Genomic DNA, 21131 nt, shown 5'->3' on the forward strand with positions numbered 1-21131 from the left:
ATTCACTCTCCATACTCAGAAATTTTTAAAGACTAGTTGAGGCCTTTCCAGCGATTTGCCTTTGGCGAGGCAATTCCAAACTGGTCGAGAACACGGGCGACGACATGATCGATCACATCATCAATAGTTTTGGGGTGGTTATAAAAAGCAGGCATTGGCGGAACCATAGCGACGCCAAGACGGGAGAGGGCCAGCATATTTTCAAGATGAAGAGGACTGAGAGGCGTCTCTCTGGGAACCAGGACAAGTTTTCTGCCTTCTTTAATGATGACGTCAGCAGCCCGTCCAATGAGCCCTTCCGCGTATCCGATGCGAATGCCAGCTAACGTTTTCATACTGCAGGGAATAATCACCATCCCATCGGTGTGAAAAGAGCCTGACGAGAGGGTAGCGGCCTGGTCGGCAGGACCGTGCACGACATCAGCCATATTCATCACCTCACGCGATGAAAAAGGCGTTTCAAGTTCAATTGTGGTTTTAGCCCACTTGCTCAAGATCAGATGCGTTTCAACCTCGCTGATTTCCTGTAAAACCCTGAGCAGCGCAACCCCTAAAGGCGCGCCTGTGGCTCCCGTCATACCGATGACAATTCTCATCTGACTGCCTCATTAAAATAATGTTCGTGTACGAATGAAATTGACGGTACGCCAGGCACGCCCTGAAAGTCAATTGATTTCTATGGTTACTATTATCAGCGTTATCTTTTATGTCTGCAGACAAAGAGTGTTGAACGGAGGGAATAATGATTTAACATTAGCAGGACACAGCGGGTAAAAAATCAGGAATAAACCTTAATGCACAAAGACTTGAGCAACCTTTTCTTTCATCTGACGCGGAAACTTCTTCAGGAACATACCGCCTTATGGCAGGAAAAGATGCCCTTTCTGACAAAGCAACAGTTCGCTGTTCTGTCAGCCGTTCATGCTCAACCGGGAATCGAACAACTGGACTTGATGGAGGCGGCGTTGAGTTCAAAGGCTACGCTGGCAGAACTGCTTGTTCGGATGGAACGTAAGGGACTGATAAACCGTGCAGAGGGAAAAAAAGACAAACGTCGTAGATTTATTACGCTGACGGTTCAGGGCGAAGAGATGCTTAAAACTGCGGCACCGATAGCTGAACGCGTTGATTCCCATTTTCTGAACCGGTTAGAAAAAAATGAACAAAACGACATCATCAGCCTCCTGAAGATCATGTTAAAAAAACCTGTTTCCTGAAAGCATCCTTACCTTTTAGAAACAGGTTTAACCGCCGGGTCGCACCCGCAGCGGAATGACAAACCACCAGGATTATCTTCGCCGCCTGGAAATATTTACGGCGCGGTTAGCGGATTTTGCGGGTAAATTGCTGTTCCGTAATCGTGCTGCCCCATTGATCTCCTTCCCACTCTTTCGATAATTCAAACCCGAATGACTCGTATAAGCGCCTTGCCGCCGTTAGCTTATTAAAGGTCCATAGCTGCACCGCAGAGAACTTCTGCTCATCGCAAAACGCCATCGCCGTTGCCATCAGTTTTCGACCGAGGCCGCTGCCCCGGCAGTCATCGTCAAGAATGAACCAGCGCAGATGCGCCTCATTGTTCCCGAGATCTTCACCATCAATGGCCACAGAGCCAACGATACGATCGTTCATGACTGCCAGCCAGATCTGGTTGCCTTCATTACCGAGACGTCCCGTAAAATCGGCAAGGCCCGCTGCGACCTTTGCTTCGAAAAAGGCACCGAAATTGTGCTCTCTGGCATAGTAACGGCCATGCATCTCCGTAATGCGGCCTGCCATGCCCGGCTGGTAGCCAGTGACGATGCTCACATGGCTGTGTTCATCAAGCTCTGTGTTTTCACGACAGGCTTTAAGTGCGCGGGCGTAGGATGACAGCCCCAGTGAGACAGTGTGCTGTCGCGCAGGGTCAAGCTTTCTCAGCGCAGCGGCGACCCGCTCAGTGCCCGTCTGAACGGACCAGGCTTAACCGTGAATACCCACCAGTTGAGGAAGTAACTGCACGATCACATCCACAACGCCCCTGACGCTCGGGGGAATAAAACGGGCATCAGGAAAAATCGCATAAAGAAACCTGTCCGGGAGTCGCCATGTTGGCAGGACAGGAACCAGTAACCCCGACGCCAGCCCTTCCGTTGCCAGCGGATGCTGAATGCCCCCGATCCCGATACCTGCCTGAATAGCAGCGATGAGCCCTTCGCTGGTGTTGGCCCGAAAAACGGTGTTCACCTTTAATTCGATTGCCTCCTCTCCTGAAACTAACCGCAGAGGCCTGTCCAGCGCGAGACCGCTGAACCGGATATGAGGCAACTGCGTCAGCTCATCAACTGAATGAATTTGTTTAAATCCCGGCGCCGCATAAAGCCCGGATGTCACGCGGCCCAGCATGCGTACCGCATGTAAGTCTGGCGATTTGCCCGCCAGCCGCACCGCAACATCTACCCCTTCACTGACCAGGTCGGCAATACGATCATCAAGTGAAAGCTCAAGATGTAATCCGGCGTGCGATTTCTGGAGCGCCAGAAGATGGGGAAGAAAAAGACGCCCTAAGCCGCTGGGCAACTGCACGCGCACCGTGCCCTGCCACTGCTGATCCCCGGGATTGAGCGCCCTTTCTGCTTCCCGTATGGCATCCAGCAAAGGTTTGATGTCACGTCTGTACCTCTCTCCCTGCTCAGTGAGCATCATAACGCGCGTTGTCCGGCGAAATAACACCACACCCAGCTCTGCTTCCAGTGCGGCAATCTGCTGACTCACGGCAGACTGTTTCATGCCGATCAGGCGTGCAGCGGCGGAAAAGGAGCCTGCCTCAGCGACCCGCAGGAACGTCGCCATCGCGTTAAGCTTGTTGTTCATTTAATGATTTCACTTATAAGTGCCATCAGTTAAGGGGGATATGCGCAAAAAAATGAATATATCACACTCTCTCCCGTCACCTTATCTGGAGAAAATGCATGAATACGCTGCAAACGAAAAACGTCGCGCTGGTCGCGGGAGCCAGTGGCATTGTCGGGCGTCAGCTCGTTAACACGCTGCTGCAAAATGACTGGGAGGTGATTGGCCTGAGCCGTAACCCATCGCCGCATCTCCAAAACCTACCCGTTGTCACCGTAGATTTACGGGATGCCGGGCAGGCCGCACGTGCGCTGCAGCCGTTAACGCATGTCACGCATATTTTTTACAGTGCCTGGCTTAACGCGGCCACCTGGGCCGAAATGGTGGAACCCAACGTCACCATGCTGCGTAATCTGGTGTCCAACATTGATACCGTGGCATCGTTAAAAACGGTAAGCCTGATGCAGGGTTATAAAGTGTATGGCGCACATCTTGGTCCCTTTAAAACGCCTGCGCGTGAAAGCGATCCTGGCGTTGCTGGCGCTGAATTCAATGCGGCTCAACTAACGTGGCTCAGCGATTATCAACGTGGACGGTTATGGCGATGGAATGCTGTCAGGCCGGGCGTAGTAGGCAGTAACGTGCCCGGTAATACCATGAATCTTGCACTGAGCATCGCGCTGTATGCTTCACTTTGTCAGTCGCTGAATCTCCCGCTCCGTTTTCCTGGATCACCGCAGACCTGGGGCAGCATCGTTGATTTTACAGATGCAGGTTTACTCGCCGAAGCAACGCTCTGGGCAGCCACCTCACCCGCGGCCTCAAACCAGGCGTTCAACGTCAACAACGGCGATGTCTGGCGCTGGGCTGAACTCTGGCCGTTGATTGCGCGTTGGTTTGAGATTGAATGCGCACCGCCCGTGAGAATGTCGTTTGAGCGTATGTTCAAAGATTACCGCGCAGTCTGGCGTGAACTTGCGCTGAGCAAGCGTCTGGCAGAATCTGACATTCTGAAGCTGAACGACGGGCAGTTCGCAGACTTTGTTTTTAGCTGGGATTACGACATGTTCGGCGATGGCAGTAAGCTGCGCCGTGCAGGATTTCGGGGCATGCAGGCAACAGATGAGATGTTCTTCCGTCTGTTCAGACAGTTCAGAGCTGCCCGCATAATTCCTTAATCGCTGACCGCCGCGGGTTCCGGCCGGCGTAAACAAAAGTGGGCAGTCGGGACGCCCTTGCGCGGGAACAGATCCGTCGTATAAAAAATGCGGGCTTAGCAAACCGCTGATGATGCCTGTGCGTTGATTATGACGCACGGGCGTTATCCCCTCTTTGACGTTAATCGTCGTTTTATGTCCGTCGCGGCATAACGGAATTAAGTACTCATGAATAATTCACCGGAAGTCAACCATGTAGCCTGTATAACCGGTTATTGCGTCATTTCAGCCTTGAATAAACAGCCATCTTCTTCATGCTTATTAATCCACCTTAACTAAGGAGATATTATGCGTGATGAATACAAAAGCTGTATTGAGGCTTGTTATTTGTGTGCAGCCGCATGCGACCATTGTGCCGCCTCATGCCTTGAAGAAGAAAATGTCGATATGATGCGCACGTGCATAAAACTGGATATGCAATGTGCCAATATTTGTCGTCTTGCCGCGCAGTTTATGACGCTTAATAGCGAATTTGCGTCAGCGCTTTGTCAGCTCTGTGCGGAGGTCTGTCAGCGGTGCAGCGATGAATGTGGTCAGCACAAACATGACCATTGCCAGGACTGCGCCAGAGCCTGTCACCAGTGTGCTGAACACTGCAGGAAGATGGCCGCATGAGGACAGATTATCAGGCCCGCTTTGGCGGGTTTTTATAAAGGTAAAGGATCAGAGTGAATATTCAGCCTGAAGCTGATGTCACCTCGATCCAGTCGCGCCAACGCTATCCTGCATGACTCGCCGACTCAGTTTACCGGTTGCCAGGCCCTGTCTGATACGTTCTGCGCGGTGACAGGTTTAATGCGTGCATAAAATCATTTTAAAAGGACTGTCACAGGATACAGGAGTTGTAAGCTGTAGCGTTGAAATTCTGTCATTACCTGACTTTCTACAGCACATGTATTCTTTTATGAATCAAAATCCATTTGGAATAACCATTCAGAGCACAGCGGCAAACGAATAGATCAGCGTCTGCGCTTCGTTTATTGCAGCCTGTTATTTCAGGAGTAAGCGGTAACGTGATCATCCCACTCATGACTAAAATTAAGATTATTCCCGAGCGTCTATCCAGCTGCGCTAACTGACTGTTTACAGTTATTAAAAATTTCTGACTGTTATCTTTGACGGCGGTTTTTCATTCATTCAGTCTGCCGGTTCGCCTGCTTTATTCCCGTCTGACAGCTAATTTAAAAAACGTTGAGTAAATTACCCGGTCCGTTTATGCGCAACAGCGAGTCACCCTTTCAGCGCACGGGCCTGTTGGTCAGAAAGGCGAATACGATGGAAACATACTCCTCTGTCTGCGATGCGGAACAGCCGTCAGGCGTCGGCCGTGTTACCCCCTGCCCCCTGAACAGGCGGCCTGTCCAGCGACATTCTTATCGCCGAACCGCCAGACCTGGCGCGGAATTTTCCCGCACCGGGCATACGGCAAGCAGATGCTCTGTCTGGTTGCGGGGAAGCAGACATCGACAGGGTTTGCTGCGTCCTGTCACGGGCAAGGCCGATAGCCACACATCGATTTATGCGCAGCCAGTCAACGACCCGCATCCGCCTGGTGTGCGCAATGCCGTGCAGAAGCGGTTACGGCGCTTTGAGCCGCAGGTAACGATTCCGTCCGGGGCGTTTAATCCGGTGGTGTTAGTCATCGTTCATGCCGCAAAAACGGCGCAGATGGCAGGACGGGCTGATGAGCACATCATCAGGTTAATGAAAGACGAAACGTTACGGCGGGAGATAAAACCGGCCCGGCAAGACATGTGCGCGTCGGGCCAGGAGAGCCGACAATCGTCTGGAAACGGTGTCAGCCGTTACCGTGGTCAGCGAAGCTGATGCCTGAATCCGAAATCGTACTCTTGCTATCGCGCGCGCAGTTTGCGTTGACGATAGGCATGCACATTGTGCTGGCGGCGTTTACCCTGGGGCTTGGCCTGATCATTGTTTTGCTGGAAGGAGCCTGGTTACGCTACCGCCGTTCACACCACTGGCAGGCGCTTCAGTTCTGGATGCGAGTCTTTTCGCTCACGGTTGCAGTAGGTGCCGTCTCGGGTGTGGTCATGGAATTCCAGTTTGGTACCAACTGGAGCCCCTTTGCTCATAAAGTGGGTGGCGTCATGGGCCCCCTGATGTTTTATGAAATCCTGGTGGCGTTTTTCCTGGAGTCAGGCCTGACCGGGGTGATGTTATTTGGTATGGGTAAAATAAACCCAAAACTGCACTTCATTGTAACCTGCCTGGTGGCGTTAGGGGCTTTCCTCAGCGCATTCTGGATCCTTGCCGCCAACTCCTGGATGCAAACGCCTGTTGGCTATCTCCGCGATGAGCATGGTATTTTCCATGCCAGGAGCTGGATAAGCATCGTCTTCTCTCCCTCGTTTCCACTGCGGTTTACGCATATGGTGCTGGCTTCTCTTATTGCGAGTTTTTGCGTGACTGCCGGGGCCAGTGCATGGCGGTTACTTAAGCAGCCCGCCGACCGTGCCGCGAAATGTGTGATGTCCTGGTCCCTCTGGCTGCTGCTGATTGCTATGCCGCTGCAAATCGTAACGGGCGATCTACAGGGCGAAAAAACCCGTGACTACCAGCCTGCCAAACTGGCTGCAATTGAAGGCAGCTGGCGCAGGCCGCCTCAGGGTGAGGGGGAGCCTTTACGCCTTTTCGCCCTGCCCGATCAAAAAGCGCAGGTTAACCACGCAGAAGTGGCGATCCCGACAGTGGCCTCACTTTATTTGCGCCATAACCTCACCGGGCACATTAAAAGCCTGAGCGAATTCCAGCCTGATCAACAGCCGCCGGTCTGGCCGGTCTTTTTTGCCTTCCGCGTAATGGTAGGTATGGGGCTCATTATTTTTGTGACCAGCCTGGCCGCGCTCTGGCTGCGTTACCGGCGCGCGCTGTGGCCGCGCCGGTTGATGAAGTGGGTTGTGGGCCTGACGCCCGCTGGCTTTATTGCCCTGCTCGCAGGCTGGATCGTGACTGAGGTGGGCCGTCAGCCCTGGACGATCTACGGGTTATTACGTACCGACCAAAGTATTGCTCCCCTTTCCTTATCGACCGTCATCTTCTCTTTCACCGGCATCATCGGGGTGTATTCTCTGGTCTTTGGCCTGGGAATCTATTATTTCGTACGCCTCGTTAATTCGTTCGACAGTCATGCGCTCAGCGACGAAATCAGCACGGAGGCCTCTTCATGAGTCTCGATGATCTGTCCGCCGCCACGGTAGCCTTTTCGTTACTCATCTACCTCTTGCTGGACGGAACCGATCTGGGCGTCGGTTCCGTTATTCTTTTTTTTGATAATGAGCAGGATCGCCGCCGCCTGGTCCAGTCCATCCTGCCTGTGTGGGATGCTAATGAAACCTGGCTTGTCCTGACCGCGGGTGCGCTTTTAGCATTATTTCCCGCGGCCTACAGCCGGATCTTTAATGCTATCTATATTCCGCTGTTTCTGATGTTTTTCTCCCTCTTTGGCCGTGCGCTGGCGCTGGAATACCGCGGTCAGGCTTCATCTCGCGTTAAGCGCTGGCTTGATTTCGTCCTTTTTATCGCGTCGTTTGCGGCCGGTTTTTTGCAGGGCTACATGGCCGGCTTACTGGTGAGCGGTTTACCGGGTCAAACCGAATCTAGCTGGCTGTCGGCATATGCATTAATCAGTGGCCTGGGCATGGTATGGATTAACAGCCTGCTGGCCTGTTGCTGGATACGCTGGCGCGTGGGCGATCAGGCAAACACACGTGCGAGGCAACTGAGTGGGTGGTTACTGGGGCTGACTTTCCTGTTTTTCATTTTTAACATAGCGTATTTACCTGCCCCCTGGCAGAAAGCCCTCTCAACGCTTCCCGGAAAAATAAGCCTCGCGCTTGTCGCACTCTGTTGGGCAGGGCTGATCGTGAAGTTGAAAAGTAACGCCGCTTTATCGCCGTTAATTTTTGCGCTGCTGATGGTGACGTTCACGTTTATCACCCTGATGACCGGCATGTATCCATGGCTGATTCCTGGTACGTTAACGCTGCATGACGCCTCGTCAGGTGCCTCTGGTCAGTATTTCTTGTTGGCAGGCATCGCCATCATTATGCCCCTGACACTGGCCTACAATAGCTGGGCTTTCTGGGTTTTTCGGGGACGGGTCAAATGATCCCACGGATAACCTGACAGACACGATCTGGCGCACGAACTGAACGCTGCGGCAGCCTTAACACATTCGCTGCGTTGCGCGATGAGGTTAACCCGTGCACTATCGATTTCATCGATTCGCTTTCTTGCCGTTTCCATTACCGAAAAACGCCCATCTATCCCGTCTTACCTGTTTATAAGTACGCGGCATGACATAACCCTCCGGTTAAATACAGTATTCCAGCCAGACGCGTGTAGCTATCAGCATCGTAATGACCCCGGAAGTGTCGGTTCTCCCTTTATGCCCGACGCAGGCGCTCCTTCGCGATGTTCTGCCTTAAACCTGCAGCTGACAGGGTTATCACGTGTACTGATTGACCCGTACACATTGCGCGGTAACAACGCGCTAAAAACGCGTCTTTGACGTTAAGACCGGCTATTTGTGATTAACATCTTATTTACACAATTAACATCCTCTTTTTGCTGGCTTGCCGCTGGGCGATGACTCTATAGTCAATTTATTCTGTAAAACACAGTTTTACTCTGTAAACCTCGCATTGCGTGCAGACTGGCTCTCGGGCCCTGTCAGCAACGTCAGATTGGGTTCGGAAAGCATAAGGGGAAGCGATGGAGACAGTTAACGCACCGCATTTGCCTGTCAGAGAAAACTGGCTGGCACGGCATCACGAAAACGCGTTGATGCCCGATCTAACGATAGTGGATGCTCATCACCACTTATGGGATCGCCAGTCAGGACGTTATCTGGTTCCTGAGTTCAGCCACGATATTGAGCAGTCCGGACACCGGGTTCTGTCGACGGTTTATGTGCAGTGCCGTTCCATGCTGCGCTGTAACGGACCTGAAGCTTTCAGGCCCGTGGGTGAGGTTGAGTTCGCGAGCGGCGCTGCCGCTATGTTTGACAGTGGCCATTATGGTAAGGCAGCAGGCTGCGAAGCGATTGTAGGTGGTGCCAGTCTGCTGGCAGGAGATGACCTGCAACCCGTCATTGAACTCATGATGGCGCGCTCAGGGGGACGTTTACGAGGAATGCGTAATCCGCTTGCCTGGCACAGTGATCCCCGCGTCGTATCAAGCCCTGTCACACCGCCTGCTGGCCTTGCCACCACTACCGCATTTCGCAAAGGCGCAGCCTGCCTTGTCCGGAACGGACTCTCGCTGGATGTCTGGGTTTATCACACCCAGCTTGATGACATTATTGCGCTGGCAGATGCGCAACCCGATCTTCATATCATTGTGGACCACTGCGGCGGGCCGATCGGCACGGGGCCTTATGCTGGCAAAAGGGATACCACCTTTCAGACGTGGCAAAACGCCATTACCGCTCTGGCTGAACGACCAAACGTCAGCATGAAGATCAGCGGCTTTGGCATGACTGTCATGGGCTTTCCCTTCGCACAAAACGCCACACCACCGGACTCGCTGACGCTCTCTCTCGCCTGGCGGCCACTGTTTGAAACGCTGGTCGAAACGTTCGGCGTCACACGCTGTATGTTTGCCAGCAATTTCCCGGTCGACAAAGGCATGTTCAGCTATGGCGTGTTCTGGAACGCCTGCAAACGGCTGGCTGAACACATGTCTGCCGACGAAAAAGCACACCTTTTCTGGCGCACCGCAGCGTTGAGCTATCGCTTATCTTCCCTGGAGAATGCTGATGAATATCAAATCAAGACCGCATGAGGCTCATCCACTGGAACAGAATGAAGCCAACCTGACGCTCTCTCAAACATCGGCAGAAAAACGAACGCTCGCGCTGGGTGGGCTCGGGTGGGCTTTTGAAAGCTATGACTCATTTTTGCTCTCGCTTTTATTGCCTGTGCTTGGCGTGGTATTTGCTGTCAGCAAAACTGAACTGGGTCTGTTTATCAGCACCACGGCTGGCGGACAGATCATTGGCGGCATTCTGTTCGGGATGGTCGCCGACAAAATCGGACGAGTCAGAACCGCTTTCATTTGTATTACGATCTATTCGCTTTTCTCAGGACTGCTGGCCTTTTCCCATCATCAACAAACTTTTGCTTTGCTGCGATTTTGCGGGGCACTGGGAATGGGTGGGATGTGGACCTCAGGGGCAGCGCTCATCGCCGAAACGTGGCGCCCTGAACGCCGTGCCCGGGGTGGTGCACTGATGCAAATGGGTTTGCCGGTGGGGGCCATTTTAGCGATTGGGCTGACGGCACTGGTCACGGCGATGACAGGCAAACTGGAAAACGGCGGATGGCGATACCTTTTCATGATTGGCGCCTTGCCGGTTTTTATCATGATGGTCATTGCCTATATCACGCCTGAATCGCCAGTGTGGCTGGCACGCCAGCGGGAACGGGCTCACAGACCGACCCAGACGGCGCGGTCGGGCAAAACGAATCTGAAAGGACTGTTGCTGGCCTTTACCTTTATTTTTTTCATTCAGTACCTGTTCTGGGGTGTTTTTACCTGGACGCCCACCTATCTACGTGAAGTGAAGCACCTTGATTTCCTGCACAGCCTGAAATTTGTGCTGGCCTTGCAAACAGGTGCGATTGCCGGCTTCCTTGTGTTTTCACTCCTGGCAGATAAATGGGGGCGCAGGCCCATGTTTTTGCTCTACCTGTTTATCGGCGCTGTGGCAGTCGGCCTGTATCTGGCGACAAGCCAGCCACTGGTTCTGATGGCAGCCATCTTTATGGCGGGGTTTGGTGTAAACGGTATTTTTGCCGGCTCCGGGCCCTTCCTTGCTGAGATTATTGGCGACACACAGTCACGCGGCTTTTTAATGGGCCTGGCTTATAACGGTGGTCGCTTAGGTGGGTTTATTGCACCGCTACTTATTGGCTATGTTGCCAGCATAGGGGGATTTACCGCAGGGCTGGCGACCACGGTTCTGGCCTTTATCGCCGCAATGGTTGTGGTGTGGATGGCACCCGAAACGAAAGGCATTAAGCTGCAATAGCCCTTTTCTTTAAGCCTGATAAGGCACGACTGTTTTGGTCGTGCTTTTTTTAGTATGTAATGGGCTCTCCTCGCTCTTTAAAGACTTTTTTAAACAACTGAGAAAGAGCCACAATCGACACATCGGGACAATCAAGAGAGAAACGGGCGGGCCTTTCTGAATGACAAAGCCGCCCCTGCAAATCTGCCAGACAGCCTGAAGTTCTGGTAATAATGCAGATTGATGCGCGAAAATGTCCCCTGGCGACCACGATGCTGAATTAACGAAAGGGAATAAACATGGAAGTAAAGGTAGCATTATGTCCACCTGAGGAATGGGAATCCATGGTAACCATTTTTACTGAAATGGAAGAACATTATTATGGCAAGGGAACAATTCATGAATCACTGATGAAGGATTATCTCCGTAATTTTTTGTCTAACCCGCTTTCCGGAACCATGGTAATCAAGGCTCACAGCGACAATAGCATTACTGGACTGGCCTGTTGCAGCCTGCTTTTCCCTTCTCCCCGATACAGCAGTCAGTTGCACATCAAAGAGCTCTATGTTTCCAGGGACGCTCGAAGTAAAGGTATCGGTAAATCGATGATGCGCTTTATAGCCATGCTTGCGCTTAAACACGAATGCCATAGCCTCAGCTGGAACGCTGAGAAATCTAATTCTGACGCTAACCGTTTTTATCATTCTCTGGGCGGCAGAATAAATGACAAGATCGTAAATTACTATCTGCATGGGGCGAGCCTGAGCCAGCTGGCACTAAGCGATACAGCATAACCAGAGCGCTCCCTTAGTTGATACACTTGCCATCAGTTGATCAACGCTCACTGTCACCTGAAAGAGCAACTGCGAACGTCACATTTTCGCGCATAGCAGTCGATGAAGGATGCAGATGTCCGCGCTGTACCAAAAGCAGACTAAAACAACCTCACGCCCTCGCTCATTAACATGCTGCAAACGACTGGCGTCCCAGGTCTTCATCGCGAAGGTTACCGCGGCATTCAGTTCCTCGCCTGTTGCACCATCACGCGCTTCGGTTGACAGACCTGTTTCAACGCTGTGCAGATACCTGGCCAGTGCCTGTGCATTCGTGTCTGCAGCCAGTTCGCCCGAGCCTGTTGCTCTGAGAACGCATTTCAGGCACCCTTCGCGGATACGGCTGCGGCGTGCTTCAAGAAGCTTACGGATATGCTCATGCCCGGGCGAACAGGTATTGACGGATAACGCGATAAGCCAACCGCTTGGGTGCCCCTGCTCTGTCTGCATAGTTGCCGAACGGCGCAACGCCAGTTCAATGGCTTCGCGCGGAGCGAGGTTGTCGTCCCACAGACAGTCGTTCATCTGACCAGAGGCAATAAAACCGTTTAACAGCGCTGTTTTTTACGCTTTTTCCGGCTACCTTTCAGGTGCAGGAGCCGTCTTATGCACCGTTACGATGCCTGGCCTTGCAGCAAAGGCATGCCGCAAGTTATCGCTTTTTACCCTTAGTTTGATTCACCGGTATTGAGAGGCCTTATGTTTGACTGGGAAGATCTGCGCTATTTTTCAACCTTTGCCCAGACTGGCTCACTTGCCTCTGCGGCAAAAAAACTGGGCGTCGATCATGCAACCATTGCCCGAAGGATAGCCTCACTTGAAGCGTCGGTTAATCTCAGGCTGGTTGACCGTCGGCCGCGGGCCTATGTTCTGACGGAAGACGGGCATCAGATAGCACGTTACGGAGAACAGATGAATGCGGCAGCCTACTCACTGGAACGTTACTCCAGTGCTGAACAGGATGTTGCAGAAGGTGACGTAGTGGTTGCTGCTCCTCCGGCTTTCATTGGTGCTTTTATAGCCCCTTACGTTGGAAGTCTCCGTCAGGATCACCCGGGTCTTCGCCTGAGTCTCCTGGTGACCAAAGAACGTCTTTCACTTACCCGTCGTGAGGCAGACATAACCATCAGTATGGTCCGCCCCGTTGAGTCTGCCGTTCGTACGCAGCGCGTTGGCCAGGTTAAGTTCAGGCTTTACGGCAGTGCAGAATATCTCGCCACACCGGGAGAACGGAGCGTCATCGCTTACGATGAGGACGTGACAGAGACGCCACAGCAGGCCTGGCTTAAAGCGCAGTGCGCGGGGCTGAAAGTTGTGTTCTTCAGTAATGATTTACGTATACAGGCTATTACGGCGGCTGGCCATGCCGGTATAGCGCTGTTACCCGAATACCTGGCGAAGGAATATCACCTTGTGCCGACAAATCCCGATGGCCAGGTTCTCATTCAGGACATCTGGTTGAGCGTTCATGAAGATGTCCGGTATGCGAGACGCATCAGTACTGTCCTGGACTTCCTTAAAGGCTGCCTTGAGCCTGCCTGTAGCTTGTGAATTTTTGCATACTGAGCAGGTGATAATCTGGAATATCACACAGCGTTGCAGCCTCCTATACTCTCCCTGACTCTGAAGACGGGTAATAAACCCGGTGTTTATTACCCGACCCGTTCAGGTTCTCTCGTCATTTCCGGTAACCCAGTAAAGGTAATCTTCTATGAACAGTAATATGAGTGGAAAAGTCATTGTTATCACCGGTGCCAGCAGCGGTATTGGTGAAGCCACTGCCCGGCTTTTAAGCGCCGCGGGCGCGAGTGTCGTGCTGGGTGCCCGTCGTCTTGAAAAGCTGACTGCTCTGGCGGATGAACTGACTCGGGCGGGCGGAAAAGCAGAAGTCATGCAGATGGACGTGTCAAACCGTCAGGATGCCGAAAAACTGATTAAGACAGCTGTAAACACGTTCGGCAGGATTGATGTGCTGATTAACAACGCGGGTATTATGCCTAATTCACGACTGGACCAGTTGCGGGTAGAGGACTGGGAAAAGGCTATTGATATCAATCTTAAAGGCACGCTGTATGGCATTGCTGCAGCCCTGCCCTTTATGAAAGACCAGAAAAGCGGCCATATCATTAACGTGTCTTCTGTAGCTGGCCTGCGTGTTCGCCCTACCACGGCTGTTTATTCAGCGACTAAATTTGCGGTACGGGCTATATCAGAGGGCCTGCGTATGGAAATGACGCCATACAATATTCGCAGCACGATTATTTCGCCCGGACCGGTTGATACGGATTTACCGGGAAGCGTGACAGATGCTGCCGTAGCAGAGCAGGTCAGAAAGATACACGAAACGGCTATCCCGGCAGAAAAACTGGCTGAAACCATCGCGTTTGCAATCAGCCAGCCAGAAGCCATCGACATCAACGAAATCGTTATACGTCCCACCGCAATAGACTTTTGACCATTGCCCTGAGACAAGCTGGAATGTCGGCAGGGGCACAAGAAACATGCCATCTTCTCCATTGCTTCCCTGACGGAAGCCGTGGGCCCATGAAAGATGCGCACCCTTCACCGTAAAGGTAGAAGCCCCGCGAATGCTGCGGGGCGCTTTTGCGTCCGGTCTCACCCGTATTGCGCCTGCTGGTCGTGCCGCCTCTCTCTCCTCGTACCGGATGAGGCTTCTCACTCACGACAGGCTTCCGACACGGCGTAGCTGTCCTCAAACATACGGAAACGCGTAATGAGCCCCTGTTCGATGTACATATCGAGTACAAATTCGGTCTCAATTAACTTACCGGTTTTTTTAACGCGCGTGGCAAGCTCGCCCGTGGCGACGACGTGGTTGCCGTTGATAAGAATGTCGTTGATGTCGAACTTTTCTGACGTCGTCTGCTCCCGGATTTGCACATAGAATTCGGCCACACCTGTTCTGCCTTTTTTACGCCCAATCCAGGGAACCACTTGTGTATTACCGGCGATAAGCCAGTCCACCTTTTCACTGACCAGTTCAGCGATCTCGCTCACCGCCTCTGAGGTGGCGATACGATGAAAGAAGGTTTCGACTACAGCCTGAGGTGTTGGCGTCGTCATAAAGTGTCACTCCCGTTAACTGAAGCCCAGGCCCTCAAGATTAATTTAGTGTTCCGGCAAGCGGCTTATCTGCAGATGCGGTTATATGGTGCAGGTCAAAACTCGGGTCACTGACGTGATCGTGTTTCGAAGAGCATGTTGCATAACGCGGGCGGTTTCCCCTTTACCTCGTCACTTGAGATAATGTCGCGATCATTAACGCGGTTTTATTCAGGCAAAATGAAGACGAACCGCTTTCCAGACCTGTTCGCTTTGTTCTGAAAAAACATTTAGTCATGCCGGGCGAGTTATTCTGGATAATCCCTCCACAGGGTAACGCCGCATAATCGCTTTTACCGCTCTCTCTGAGATGAAATGCAGCTTATTGTAATAGTGAGCTGACTGACTTAACAGCAATGTAATGCCAGCGTATTCCGTCACAGAGAAAGGGGATTGCGTCAGCCATATAGTCACTAACAGTGATTATACGAGAAGCTCTTTAATAGCGGCAGGTTAACGCCCTCTGAAAATCTTATCCCGCGCTTAGTACACCATTCTATTTTCTCTAGCGAAAAATATAATTCTGTTCCTTTCGGGTTATTTATTCTCCTTTTCCACAAAATCACCATTTACAAATAAGCTATTAATAATAAAGGCAAAAAACACCTGGCAATGTTTTATTTATGGACGCAAACTGTTAAAAGTGAAAACCGGTGAAACAGCTCTTTACATTTCTCGCCTGGCCAGTGCCGAATATAAAAGCATTTATTCAACCTGTTTCTCCAGCCGTTTTTGAAATACGCTTCAGTCACTCGCGCTTTGAACAGGTTGCCATATACTTCAGACATATTCTCATTCGGAATATAACGACTCATTTCAATTTATGGCAGCACAAACGGTTCTGTAAAGGCGTCTGTGCAAGGAGACAGTATTATGGATCAAACCGCATTTTTGATCGGGTTTTCGGTCATGGCAATTGCGTCATTGGTAATTTATGCCACAGGCAAAAAAACCTTTCCCTTTCGACATCACACGTTAATGCATGCCTCAGTGCCTTTTATTGCCGCCACCGCTTATCTGGCCATGGCCTTTGGTTTCGGAAATCTGGCCACAGAGAGTGGCAGCATCGTTTATCTCGCCCGCTATGCTGACTGGTCTGTCACCACGCCTGTTTTACTGGCAGGGCTTGTTATGGTTGCCTTTCATGAGCAGAGTAAACCGGGTGAAATGGGCGGCTTTTTAACAGCCATCATCATTCTGGATGTGATGATGATTATCACCGGTCTGGTCTCTTCGCTGGCGGAAACGTTCGCCGCTAAATGGGTCTGGTATCTCTGGTCATGTGCTGCGTTTCTTGGCGTGGTTTACCTTCTTTGGGGACCGTTACGCACGATTGCCGCTGAGCGCGGCAGGGCGATGGCAGAGGCTTACAACAAAAACGTCGCATTGCTGACGGTGGTCTGGTTCATCTACCCCATCGTTTTCCTTGTCGGTCCGGAAGGATTAAAAGTCATCACCGATCCTGCGTCCGTATGGGCATTCCTGGTTCTTGATATCATCGCCAAGGTGTTTTACGCCTTTTACGCGGCGTCCAGTCTTGAAAAAGCGCTGCGCCATACCACCTTTGATGGTGCTGTGCGGGTATGACTCTGCGGCAGACTGCCGGCTGGACAGGACTTTGGGGGGCAGCGCTGGCTGCCTCTTTCAGTCCGATGCCCGTGCAGTTGATTTTTGCCATTGTCGCAATAGGTGTTATTGGCATGGCTCACGGTGCCAGCGATCTGGCAGTAGTAAAACGCGGACGTAAGGTGCCCTTTCTGGCTGCTTATGGGGTGATCATTCTGCTTTGCCTGTTCTGGTGGCACTGGTCACCGGCACTGGCATTACCCGGTTTCTTGCTGGCATCTGCGCTGCATTTTGCCCTTGAGGATGCCCCAAAGGGAGCGATAACCGAACGTCTGGCCAGAGGCGTCAGCATGATAGCGACGCCGGCCCTCTTTCACCCGCGAGAATACAACATCATTCTTCACCAGGCAGGGCTGGCACCCACTCTGCCCGGCTCCGTGACGTTATGCATGGCGATTGCCGGCGCACTTTGTGCCATTAGCCTGCTCATTACTGGCGTGAGTCGTCACGATGTGCGGCTCATGACCGGGACGCTGGCGCTGCTGCTCCTTCCGCCTTTTGTCGGCTTTTCTATGGGATTTTTGATTCTGCATGCCCTGCCACAAACCCGGTTACGCCGTCTTCAGCTGGGCTATGCGCATTACACAGGCTACCTTTATGCGACCTGGCCGGTGTTTGCAGGAGCGATCCTGCTGGCGGCAGTGACAACCTGTATGATGTATCCGTCCAGTGACGCAGACATTAAATCGCTGTTTGCTGCGCTCGCTTCACTCGCTATTCCCCATATGCTGGTTACGCCCTACTTCGAGCCAGGTAGCCGTGAATAGGTGAACTTAATGTGCGCAGTCCCCGCCGGAAACACGCAGAAGCGTCCCTCCTCTTGCAGGATGCCCCCGCGAAAGACAGTTACTGTGGCTTCCCAGCAAACCGGTTTAAGGCTCCGCTGAAAATCGCTGCATAGCTGCACGCACGCAATACCGCTATCACGCGAGGATCACTGTTCGCTTTCCGGGAGAGCCGCATGTGAAGCGGTGCGCTTCAGTCAGAATGACGCCAATGCCGCCAGGGGTTTACAGCGGCACAGGCAGTGAAGGTGATACAAGGCATCAGCAGGCAAGGACAGATATTCAGGTTTGGCCTGGCAACCGTAACGGATCAGTTACCTGATTTACGACCGAACAAGAGACCCAGCAGTTCACGGTAATGCTGTTCTTCTTCTGCACTTCCTGCCAGCTCCAGGCGTCGGACGAGTTTGCTGCAAATAGCCGTGCGGTTCAGGCTTTTTCCTGCTCGAAGTATTTCGGATGCAATGCTGCCCAGCGTTTCTTGCTGCGTAGGCAGTGACGCGCTTTCAAAGTAGCGGGCAATGGCGCTCATGGCGTCGGGTCTGGACGAGTTTTTATACAATGTCGGCTCTGGGGAAATATTTAATGAGTTAACTATTACGTGTCGGTAAAGTTATAGACTTGATGGTCCGCTGTACAGGTGTATTTTTGGAAACGCTCGTTTTCTTTTGCAAAACGTGCTTTTGCCTCCATTCTGGCTGATCTCACGAGAATCTGACAGGCTTTTCAGTCCTGATCCCGGGTGGGCTCACCACCGACACCACAGCATTCCTGAACTGGTTCTGAATTCTGCGAGATGAGAGAAAGAATGATGTTACCGACACGCTAATCGCAGCGACATTTTCTCTTTCACATTGAAAATGCCCTGCTTAACACGTTAAAGGTGATCGGGAATGATCACTCTTTTTCCGGCCCGGGATTCAGGGCATTGAGTTGTTTCGCATCATGGCTGCAAAAGAAGGTGATATCCTGGTGATGCTGACTCAACAACGCACGAAGCTGCTGTTGTGTACGCTTTCTGGCTTCGTTATCCATGGCCATCATCCACTGATAGAAACGTAGCCCTGGCGTACAATGAGGATCCTGCAGCGCCATCTCGCCCCGATAGAACCAGGCGTCGCCGCCGTGAAGCAACCACCCTTCCGACCGGCTGACTGCAATACCGGCATGGCCTTGCGTATGGCCGGGCAGTGGCACAAGCAGAATTTCAGCGGGAAGACCTTTGAGTGCGGTTACGGCATCAAAGCCGTACCATTGCTCCCCCTGAACCTGATAGCCTGTCCAGCCAGAAAGTCCGGTCCACTGACCGGGCCGATAGCGTTCGCGGGCCAGCCAACTGTGCCGCTGTTGTGATGTATCAATCTCGGTTTGTAGCAGATGTACCTGTGCGCCAGGGAAATCAGTGAGCCCCCCGGCATGGTCAAAATCAAGATGAGTAAGAACGATGTGACGCACATCGTTAACATTGAATCCCAGCGCCTCAATGCGGGAGCGTGCAGTGAGGGCTTCCCGCCTTTGAATATTGTTCAGCAACCGAAAAAAACCAGAAAGACGTTTTTCTGGGTGGCGCATATCATCCCGTCCAAAACCGGTATCGACCAGGACCAGACCGTGTCGATCTGTTTCTATCAGCAGGCAATGGCACACCAGATGGGCATAAAGGCCTTTACTGAAACCATCAAACAGCGCTCCGCCCACCGGGCACATACATCCACAATTAAGATGATGAATTTTCATAATTTACCCAGCTTTAAAATGTTGTAAACGTTCAGACAGGCGGTATCTGGAAACCTGTATGACTGAAGGCTCTGAGAGCATGAGGTGAATGGCTGTACTGCATGGCTGTTCCTGATAACGCACGTGTTTGAAACAAAAGAAGCGCAGGCAGACAGCCGTCGGAATGCACGATGCCTGGCGTTCAGAACGTACATGAGGAATAAGCAGCGCATGGGGAACGGAACCGCCTCCCTGACATGAAGGCCTGTTCAACGCTTAGCCTGTGATTCCGGGTCTTCACGGAGGCTCAGGAACTGATCGGTGAGGTCAGGCAAAGGGGTGATCATCCAGTCTGACATGGCCAATTCCTCTTCACATATCTGCTTTAATACGGGAACACTTACAAGATCACCCGCCCGGGTCGCGGCGTTAATCAGACTGATAGAGTTGCCCACTTCCGCATTTTCAAAGACATCATCCGCAATGGCCCCTTTCATTACCTCATCTTCAGCAAACACCCCGCTAAACGCCTGCCCCAGGGCGGCCATTTTGCCCATCACATCTTTTACGCTTGAATACGAAATGCCGTGACGGTCAAGGATCGTTTCAGACTGCACCTGTTGCTGACGTGTTTCATCAATGTGCAGTTCAATGCGTGCGCGTAGCTGAGGATAATTTTCCAGTCGATGCGTCATTTGCTCAAGCAGGGTTTCAGCCTGCTTTTCCATCGCATGCGCATCACGTAACCAGTCATGATAAAGAGAAAGGGTTGATGCAGTCGACATAAGCGCCTCCGGCCTGGCTATCGTTGGTGTTGCTCAGCTGAGTTTTACATCGGTGGATTTTTCCTCTTCAAGCCTCTCCGCACGCCGTTGTGATGCTTCTTTCAGGCCGAGTGGAGAGGCAAGCGCAATGCGCGTCTGCAACCAGTCCCTCCAGAGCGTGGCATTTCAGATGAACAATGCGACGTTTATCGCGGGCATCAATAATCTGATCAAGGCGCGAAATTTGCTTTTCAGCACTGTAAACGTCAGAGAGGTCATGAATAAACAGATCAAGTAACGTTTTTACTTTCACAGATTAATCACCCTTCCGGCCAGTGATAAACATAAAAGAAGGATCTCTACGAATAACAGCAGCGTTCAACGGGCGTTGTTCATGGAGCGCTCCCTGCTCCCCAGTCTGTCCTTTAATTAAAGTGAATCAGGAGCCACGATGGCTGTTTTGTCCACCTTTCTTACCTGCTTCAGAGGCTTTTTCGCGGTCGTTCTTGAAGTTACCGCCGCTATGCTGGCCGCCTTTTTTGCCGGCTTCAGAAGCTTTCTCTTTATCTTCAGCGAAATTACCGGAACCGCCACGATGTTCAGTCATGATATTTCCTCCTAAAAGTAAAAGTTACATGCTTCATTTCCATGCTAAGCATGGCATTGTAAGGCTATAAAACTTTTTTAATACTGCAAGCGTGACGGGAATTCTTTCTGGGGATTTTACGGGGCAACCTTATACAAATCTCGCATCCGGCTTAACGCTTTCTCTCCGTTTCTTACCCTCACTTCGTCCCACGGTTAAAGAAAAAACAAACAGAACAGCGGGTTGTGAACCATTGATTATTACCCACCTTCCTGAATTATTTCTTAAGGAAATTTTCCCGCCTGAAAAAATCCAGACAATTATTTGCTAACCCTTTTTCCATCTCACTTATGCTCATTGTCATACACGCATGACACGCCCGATGTTTTATGGTGCTTTACCGTTAGGTTTTCGCTTTCTTCCGGATGCTTAACACATTTATAAGATTACTCTCAAAAGCCGCCGCCATTAATTTGTACAGGAATCAGGATTATTGTACAAATTTGCCCATTGACCGTCATCAATAAAAGAATTATTACCGGGTAAAGTTAAAGCGCTATCCGATGCGAATAAAAGTAGCGGTCATGAAAAATAGTTCTCACTGGTACTTTAAAAA

The 21131-nt window shown here is 51.7% G+C and carries 21 protein-coding genes and 3 pseudogenes; 13 read left to right on the forward strand and 11 right to left on the reverse strand.

The window, feature by feature from the left end; genetic code table 11:
- Positions 1 to 32 precede the first annotated feature (32 nt).
- Positions 33 to 596 carry a non-oxidative hydroxyarylic acid decarboxylases subunit B gene (locus tag C7433_RS03680; protein ID WP_033738417.1) on the reverse strand — a complete coding sequence of 188 codons (564 nt, stop codon included), beginning with the start codon at positions 594 to 596 and terminating at the stop codon, positions 33 to 35.
- Positions 597 to 794: 198 nt separating this feature from the next.
- Here C7433_RS03680 and C7433_RS03685 point away from each other — a divergent pair, with 198 nt between their 5' ends.
- A complete protein-coding gene (locus tag C7433_RS03685; protein ID WP_110267637.1) occupies positions 795 to 1217 on the forward strand; it encodes a MarR family winged helix-turn-helix transcriptional regulator in 423 nt (140 codons plus the stop codon).
- 106 nt (positions 1218 to 1323) lie between these two features.
- Here the strand turns inward: C7433_RS03685 and C7433_RS03690 are convergent.
- Together C7433_RS03690 and C7433_RS03695 are read right to left on the reverse strand one after the other, a co-directional pair.
- Positions 1324 to 1944: pseudogene (locus C7433_RS03690) on the reverse strand (GNAT family N-acetyltransferase); the annotation flags it as partial.
- A gap of 18 nt (positions 1945 to 1962) precedes the next feature.
- Entirely contained in the window at positions 1963 to 2853 is an 891-nt protein-coding gene (locus tag C7433_RS03695) for a LysR family transcriptional regulator (RefSeq protein ID WP_110267638.1), read from the reverse strand.
- A 98-nt stretch (positions 2854 to 2951) separates the two neighbouring features.
- Between C7433_RS03695 and C7433_RS03700 the strand changes: the two genes are divergently transcribed.
- The 5 genes from C7433_RS03700 (at position 2952) to C7433_RS03720 (ending at position 8178) form a co-directional block, all read left to right on the forward strand.
- Positions 2952 to 4010, forward strand: a complete 1059-nt coding sequence (locus tag C7433_RS03700; protein WP_110267639.1) for an SDR family oxidoreductase — start codon at positions 2952 to 2954, stop codon at positions 4008 to 4010.
- Positions 4011 to 4337: 327 nt separating this feature from the next.
- Positions 4338 to 4664 (forward strand): four-helix bundle copper-binding protein, encoded by a 327-nt coding sequence (locus C7433_RS03705; RefSeq protein ID WP_110267640.1) that lies wholly within the window; start codon positions 4338 to 4340, stop codon positions 4662 to 4664.
- Between the two features lie 858 nt (positions 4665 to 5522).
- Positions 5523 to 5876, forward strand: coding sequence for a DUF1641 domain-containing protein (locus tag C7433_RS03710; RefSeq protein WP_110267641.1), 354 nt, complete (start codon positions 5523 to 5525; stop codon positions 5874 to 5876).
- Entirely contained in the window at positions 5876 to 7237 is a 1362-nt protein-coding gene (locus tag C7433_RS03715) for a cytochrome ubiquinol oxidase subunit I (RefSeq protein WP_110267642.1), read from the forward strand. The genes C7433_RS03710 and C7433_RS03715 overlap by 1 nt, the downstream gene beginning before the upstream one ends.
- Positions 7234 to 8178 (forward strand): cytochrome d ubiquinol oxidase subunit II, encoded by a 945-nt coding sequence (locus C7433_RS03720; protein ID WP_110267643.1) that lies wholly within the window; start codon positions 7234 to 7236, stop codon positions 8176 to 8178. The genes C7433_RS03715 and C7433_RS03720 overlap by 4 nt, the downstream gene beginning before the upstream one ends.
- A gap of 7 nt (positions 8179 to 8185) precedes the next feature.
- Here C7433_RS03720 and C7433_RS23825 read toward each other — a convergent pair.
- Positions 8186 to 8315, reverse strand: a pseudogene (locus tag C7433_RS23825) (chorismate mutase); the annotation flags it as partial.
- Between the two features lie 468 nt (positions 8316 to 8783).
- Between C7433_RS23825 and C7433_RS03730 the strand changes: the two are divergent.
- From C7433_RS03730 to C7433_RS03740, 3 genes are all read left to right on the forward strand, one after another.
- Positions 8784 to 9854, forward strand: coding sequence for an amidohydrolase (locus C7433_RS03730; protein ID WP_110267644.1), 1071 nt, complete (start codon positions 8784 to 8786; stop codon positions 9852 to 9854).
- Positions 9829 to 11103 carry an MFS transporter gene (locus tag C7433_RS03735; protein ID WP_110267645.1) on the forward strand — a complete coding sequence of 425 codons (1275 nt, stop codon included), beginning with the start codon at positions 9829 to 9831 and terminating at the stop codon, positions 11101 to 11103. Before C7433_RS03730 ends, C7433_RS03735 begins: the two co-directional genes overlap by 26 nt.
- A gap of 278 nt (positions 11104 to 11381) precedes the next feature.
- A complete protein-coding gene (locus C7433_RS03740) occupies positions 11382 to 11876 on the forward strand; it encodes an N-acetyltransferase (RefSeq protein ID WP_110267646.1) in 495 nt (164 codons plus the stop codon).
- Between the two features lie 78 nt (positions 11877 to 11954).
- Here C7433_RS03740 and C7433_RS03745 read toward each other — a convergent pair whose 3' ends face one another.
- Entirely contained in the window at positions 11955 to 12440 is a 486-nt protein-coding gene (locus tag C7433_RS03745) for a hypothetical protein (protein WP_233255749.1), read from the reverse strand.
- Between the two features lie 174 nt (positions 12441 to 12614).
- Here C7433_RS03745 and C7433_RS03750 point away from each other — a divergent pair, with 174 nt between their 5' ends.
- Entirely contained in the window at positions 12615 to 13466 is an 852-nt protein-coding gene (locus tag C7433_RS03750; protein ID WP_110267647.1) for a LysR family transcriptional regulator, read from the forward strand.
- Positions 13467 to 13626: 160 nt separating this feature from the next.
- Positions 13627 to 14370 carry an SDR family oxidoreductase gene (locus C7433_RS03755; RefSeq protein ID WP_110267648.1) on the forward strand — a complete coding sequence of 248 codons (744 nt, stop codon included), beginning with the start codon at positions 13627 to 13629 and terminating at the stop codon, positions 14368 to 14370.
- A gap of 221 nt (positions 14371 to 14591) precedes the next feature.
- On the opposite strand, the gene C7433_RS03760 is transcribed toward C7433_RS03755, so the two are convergent.
- Entirely contained in the window at positions 14592 to 14999 is a 408-nt protein-coding gene (locus C7433_RS03760) for a nuclear transport factor 2 family protein (RefSeq protein ID WP_110267649.1), read from the reverse strand.
- A gap of 912 nt (positions 15000 to 15911) precedes the next feature.
- Between C7433_RS03760 and C7433_RS03765 the strand changes: the two genes are divergently transcribed.
- Positions 15912 to 16625 carry a bacteriorhodopsin gene (locus C7433_RS03765; protein ID WP_110267650.1) on the forward strand — a complete coding sequence of 238 codons (714 nt, stop codon included), beginning with the start codon at positions 15912 to 15914 and terminating at the stop codon, positions 16623 to 16625.
- On the forward strand, positions 16622 to 17431 hold the full coding sequence (locus C7433_RS03770) for a Brp/Blh family beta-carotene 15,15'-dioxygenase (RefSeq protein ID WP_110267651.1): 810 nt from the start codon (positions 16622 to 16624) through the stop codon (positions 17429 to 17431). Before C7433_RS03765 ends, C7433_RS03770 begins: the two co-directional genes overlap by 4 nt.
- Before the next feature lie 328 nt (positions 17432 to 17759).
- On the opposite strand, the gene ycgZ is transcribed toward C7433_RS03770, so the two are convergent.
- The 5 genes and pseudogenes from ycgZ to C7433_RS03795 all read right to left on the reverse strand — a co-directional run bounded on the left by ycgZ (position 17760) and on the right by C7433_RS03795 (position 20536).
- Positions 17760 to 18011, reverse strand: a complete 252-nt coding sequence (ycgZ, locus tag C7433_RS03775; RefSeq protein ID WP_039340900.1) for a regulatory protein YcgZ — start codon at positions 18009 to 18011, stop codon at positions 17760 to 17762.
- A 335-nt stretch (positions 18012 to 18346) separates the two neighbouring features.
- On the reverse strand, positions 18347 to 19186 hold the full coding sequence (locus tag C7433_RS03780; protein ID WP_052133157.1) for an MBL fold metallo-hydrolase: 840 nt from the start codon (positions 19184 to 19186) through the stop codon (positions 18347 to 18349).
- 248 nt (positions 19187 to 19434) lie between these two features.
- Positions 19435 to 19950: a ferritin-like domain-containing protein gene (locus C7433_RS03785; protein WP_110267652.1), complete on the reverse strand. Its 516-nt coding sequence runs from the start codon at positions 19948 to 19950 to the stop codon at positions 19435 to 19437.
- Between the two features lie 33 nt (positions 19951 to 19983).
- Positions 19984 to 20242: pseudogene (locus tag C7433_RS03790) on the reverse strand (hypothetical protein).
- Between the two features lie 126 nt (positions 20243 to 20368).
- Entirely contained in the window at positions 20369 to 20536 is a 168-nt protein-coding gene (locus C7433_RS03795) for a general stress protein (RefSeq protein WP_033738455.1), read from the reverse strand.
- Positions 20537 to 21131 lie beyond the last annotated feature (595 nt).

Origin of the sequence: Pantoea sp. PNA 03-3 (genome assembly GCF_003201175.1) — a bacterium.
GTDB lineage: Bacteria > Pseudomonadota > Gammaproteobacteria > Enterobacterales > Enterobacteriaceae > Pantoea > Pantoea stewartii.

What these genes read in the sequence shown, in the direction of transcription:
- C7433_RS03680 (WP_033738417.1), bottom strand. Translation starts at nt 596, where the DNA reads ATGAGAATTGTCATCGGTATGACGGGAGCCACAGGCGCGCCTTTAGGG.
- C7433_RS03685 (WP_110267637.1), top strand. Translation starts at nt 795, where the DNA reads ATGCACAAAGACTTGAGCAACCTTTTCTTTCATCTGACGCGGAAACTT.
- C7433_RS03695 (WP_110267638.1), bottom strand. Translation starts at nt 2,853, where the DNA reads ATGAACAACAAGCTTAACGCGATGGCGACGTTCCTGCGGGTCGCTGAG.
- C7433_RS03700 (WP_110267639.1), top strand. Translation starts at nt 2,952, where the DNA reads ATGAATACGCTGCAAACGAAAAACGTCGCGCTGGTCGCGGGAGCCAGT.
- C7433_RS03705 (WP_110267640.1), top strand. Translation starts at nt 4,338, where the DNA reads ATGCGTGATGAATACAAAAGCTGTATTGAGGCTTGTTATTTGTGTGCA.
- C7433_RS03715 (WP_110267642.1), top strand. Translation starts at nt 5,876, where the DNA reads ATGCCTGAATCCGAAATCGTACTCTTGCTATCGCGCGCGCAGTTTGCG.
- C7433_RS03720 (WP_110267643.1), top strand. Translation starts at nt 7,234, where the DNA reads ATGAGTCTCGATGATCTGTCCGCCGCCACGGTAGCCTTTTCGTTACTC.
- C7433_RS03730 (WP_110267644.1), top strand. Translation starts at nt 8,784, where the DNA reads ATGGAGACAGTTAACGCACCGCATTTGCCTGTCAGAGAAAACTGGCTG.
- C7433_RS03735 (WP_110267645.1), top strand. Translation starts at nt 9,829, where the DNA reads ATGAATATCAAATCAAGACCGCATGAGGCTCATCCACTGGAACAGAAT.
- C7433_RS03740 (WP_110267646.1), top strand. Translation starts at nt 11,382, where the DNA reads ATGGAAGTAAAGGTAGCATTATGTCCACCTGAGGAATGGGAATCCATG.
- C7433_RS03745 (WP_233255749.1), bottom strand. Translation starts at nt 12,440, where the DNA reads ATGAACGACTGTCTGTGGGACGACAACCTCGCTCCGCGCGAAGCCATT.
- C7433_RS03750 (WP_110267647.1), top strand. Translation starts at nt 12,615, where the DNA reads ATGTTTGACTGGGAAGATCTGCGCTATTTTTCAACCTTTGCCCAGACT.
- C7433_RS03755 (WP_110267648.1), top strand. Translation starts at nt 13,627, where the DNA reads ATGAACAGTAATATGAGTGGAAAAGTCATTGTTATCACCGGTGCCAGC.
- C7433_RS03760 (WP_110267649.1), bottom strand. Translation starts at nt 14,999, where the DNA reads ATGACGACGCCAACACCTCAGGCTGTAGTCGAAACCTTCTTTCATCGT.
- C7433_RS03765 (WP_110267650.1), top strand. Translation starts at nt 15,912, where the DNA reads ATGGATCAAACCGCATTTTTGATCGGGTTTTCGGTCATGGCAATTGCG.
- C7433_RS03770 (WP_110267651.1), top strand. Translation starts at nt 16,622, where the DNA reads ATGACTCTGCGGCAGACTGCCGGCTGGACAGGACTTTGGGGGGCAGCG.
- C7433_RS03780 (WP_052133157.1), bottom strand. Translation starts at nt 19,186, where the DNA reads ATGAAAATTCATCATCTTAATTGTGGATGTATGTGCCCGGTGGGCGGA.
- C7433_RS03785 (WP_110267652.1), bottom strand. Translation starts at nt 19,950, where the DNA reads ATGTCGACTGCATCAACCCTTTCTCTTTATCATGACTGGTTACGTGAT.
- C7433_RS03795 (WP_033738455.1), bottom strand. Translation starts at nt 20,536, where the DNA reads ATGACTGAACATCGTGGCGGTTCCGGTAATTTCGCTGAAGATAAAGAG.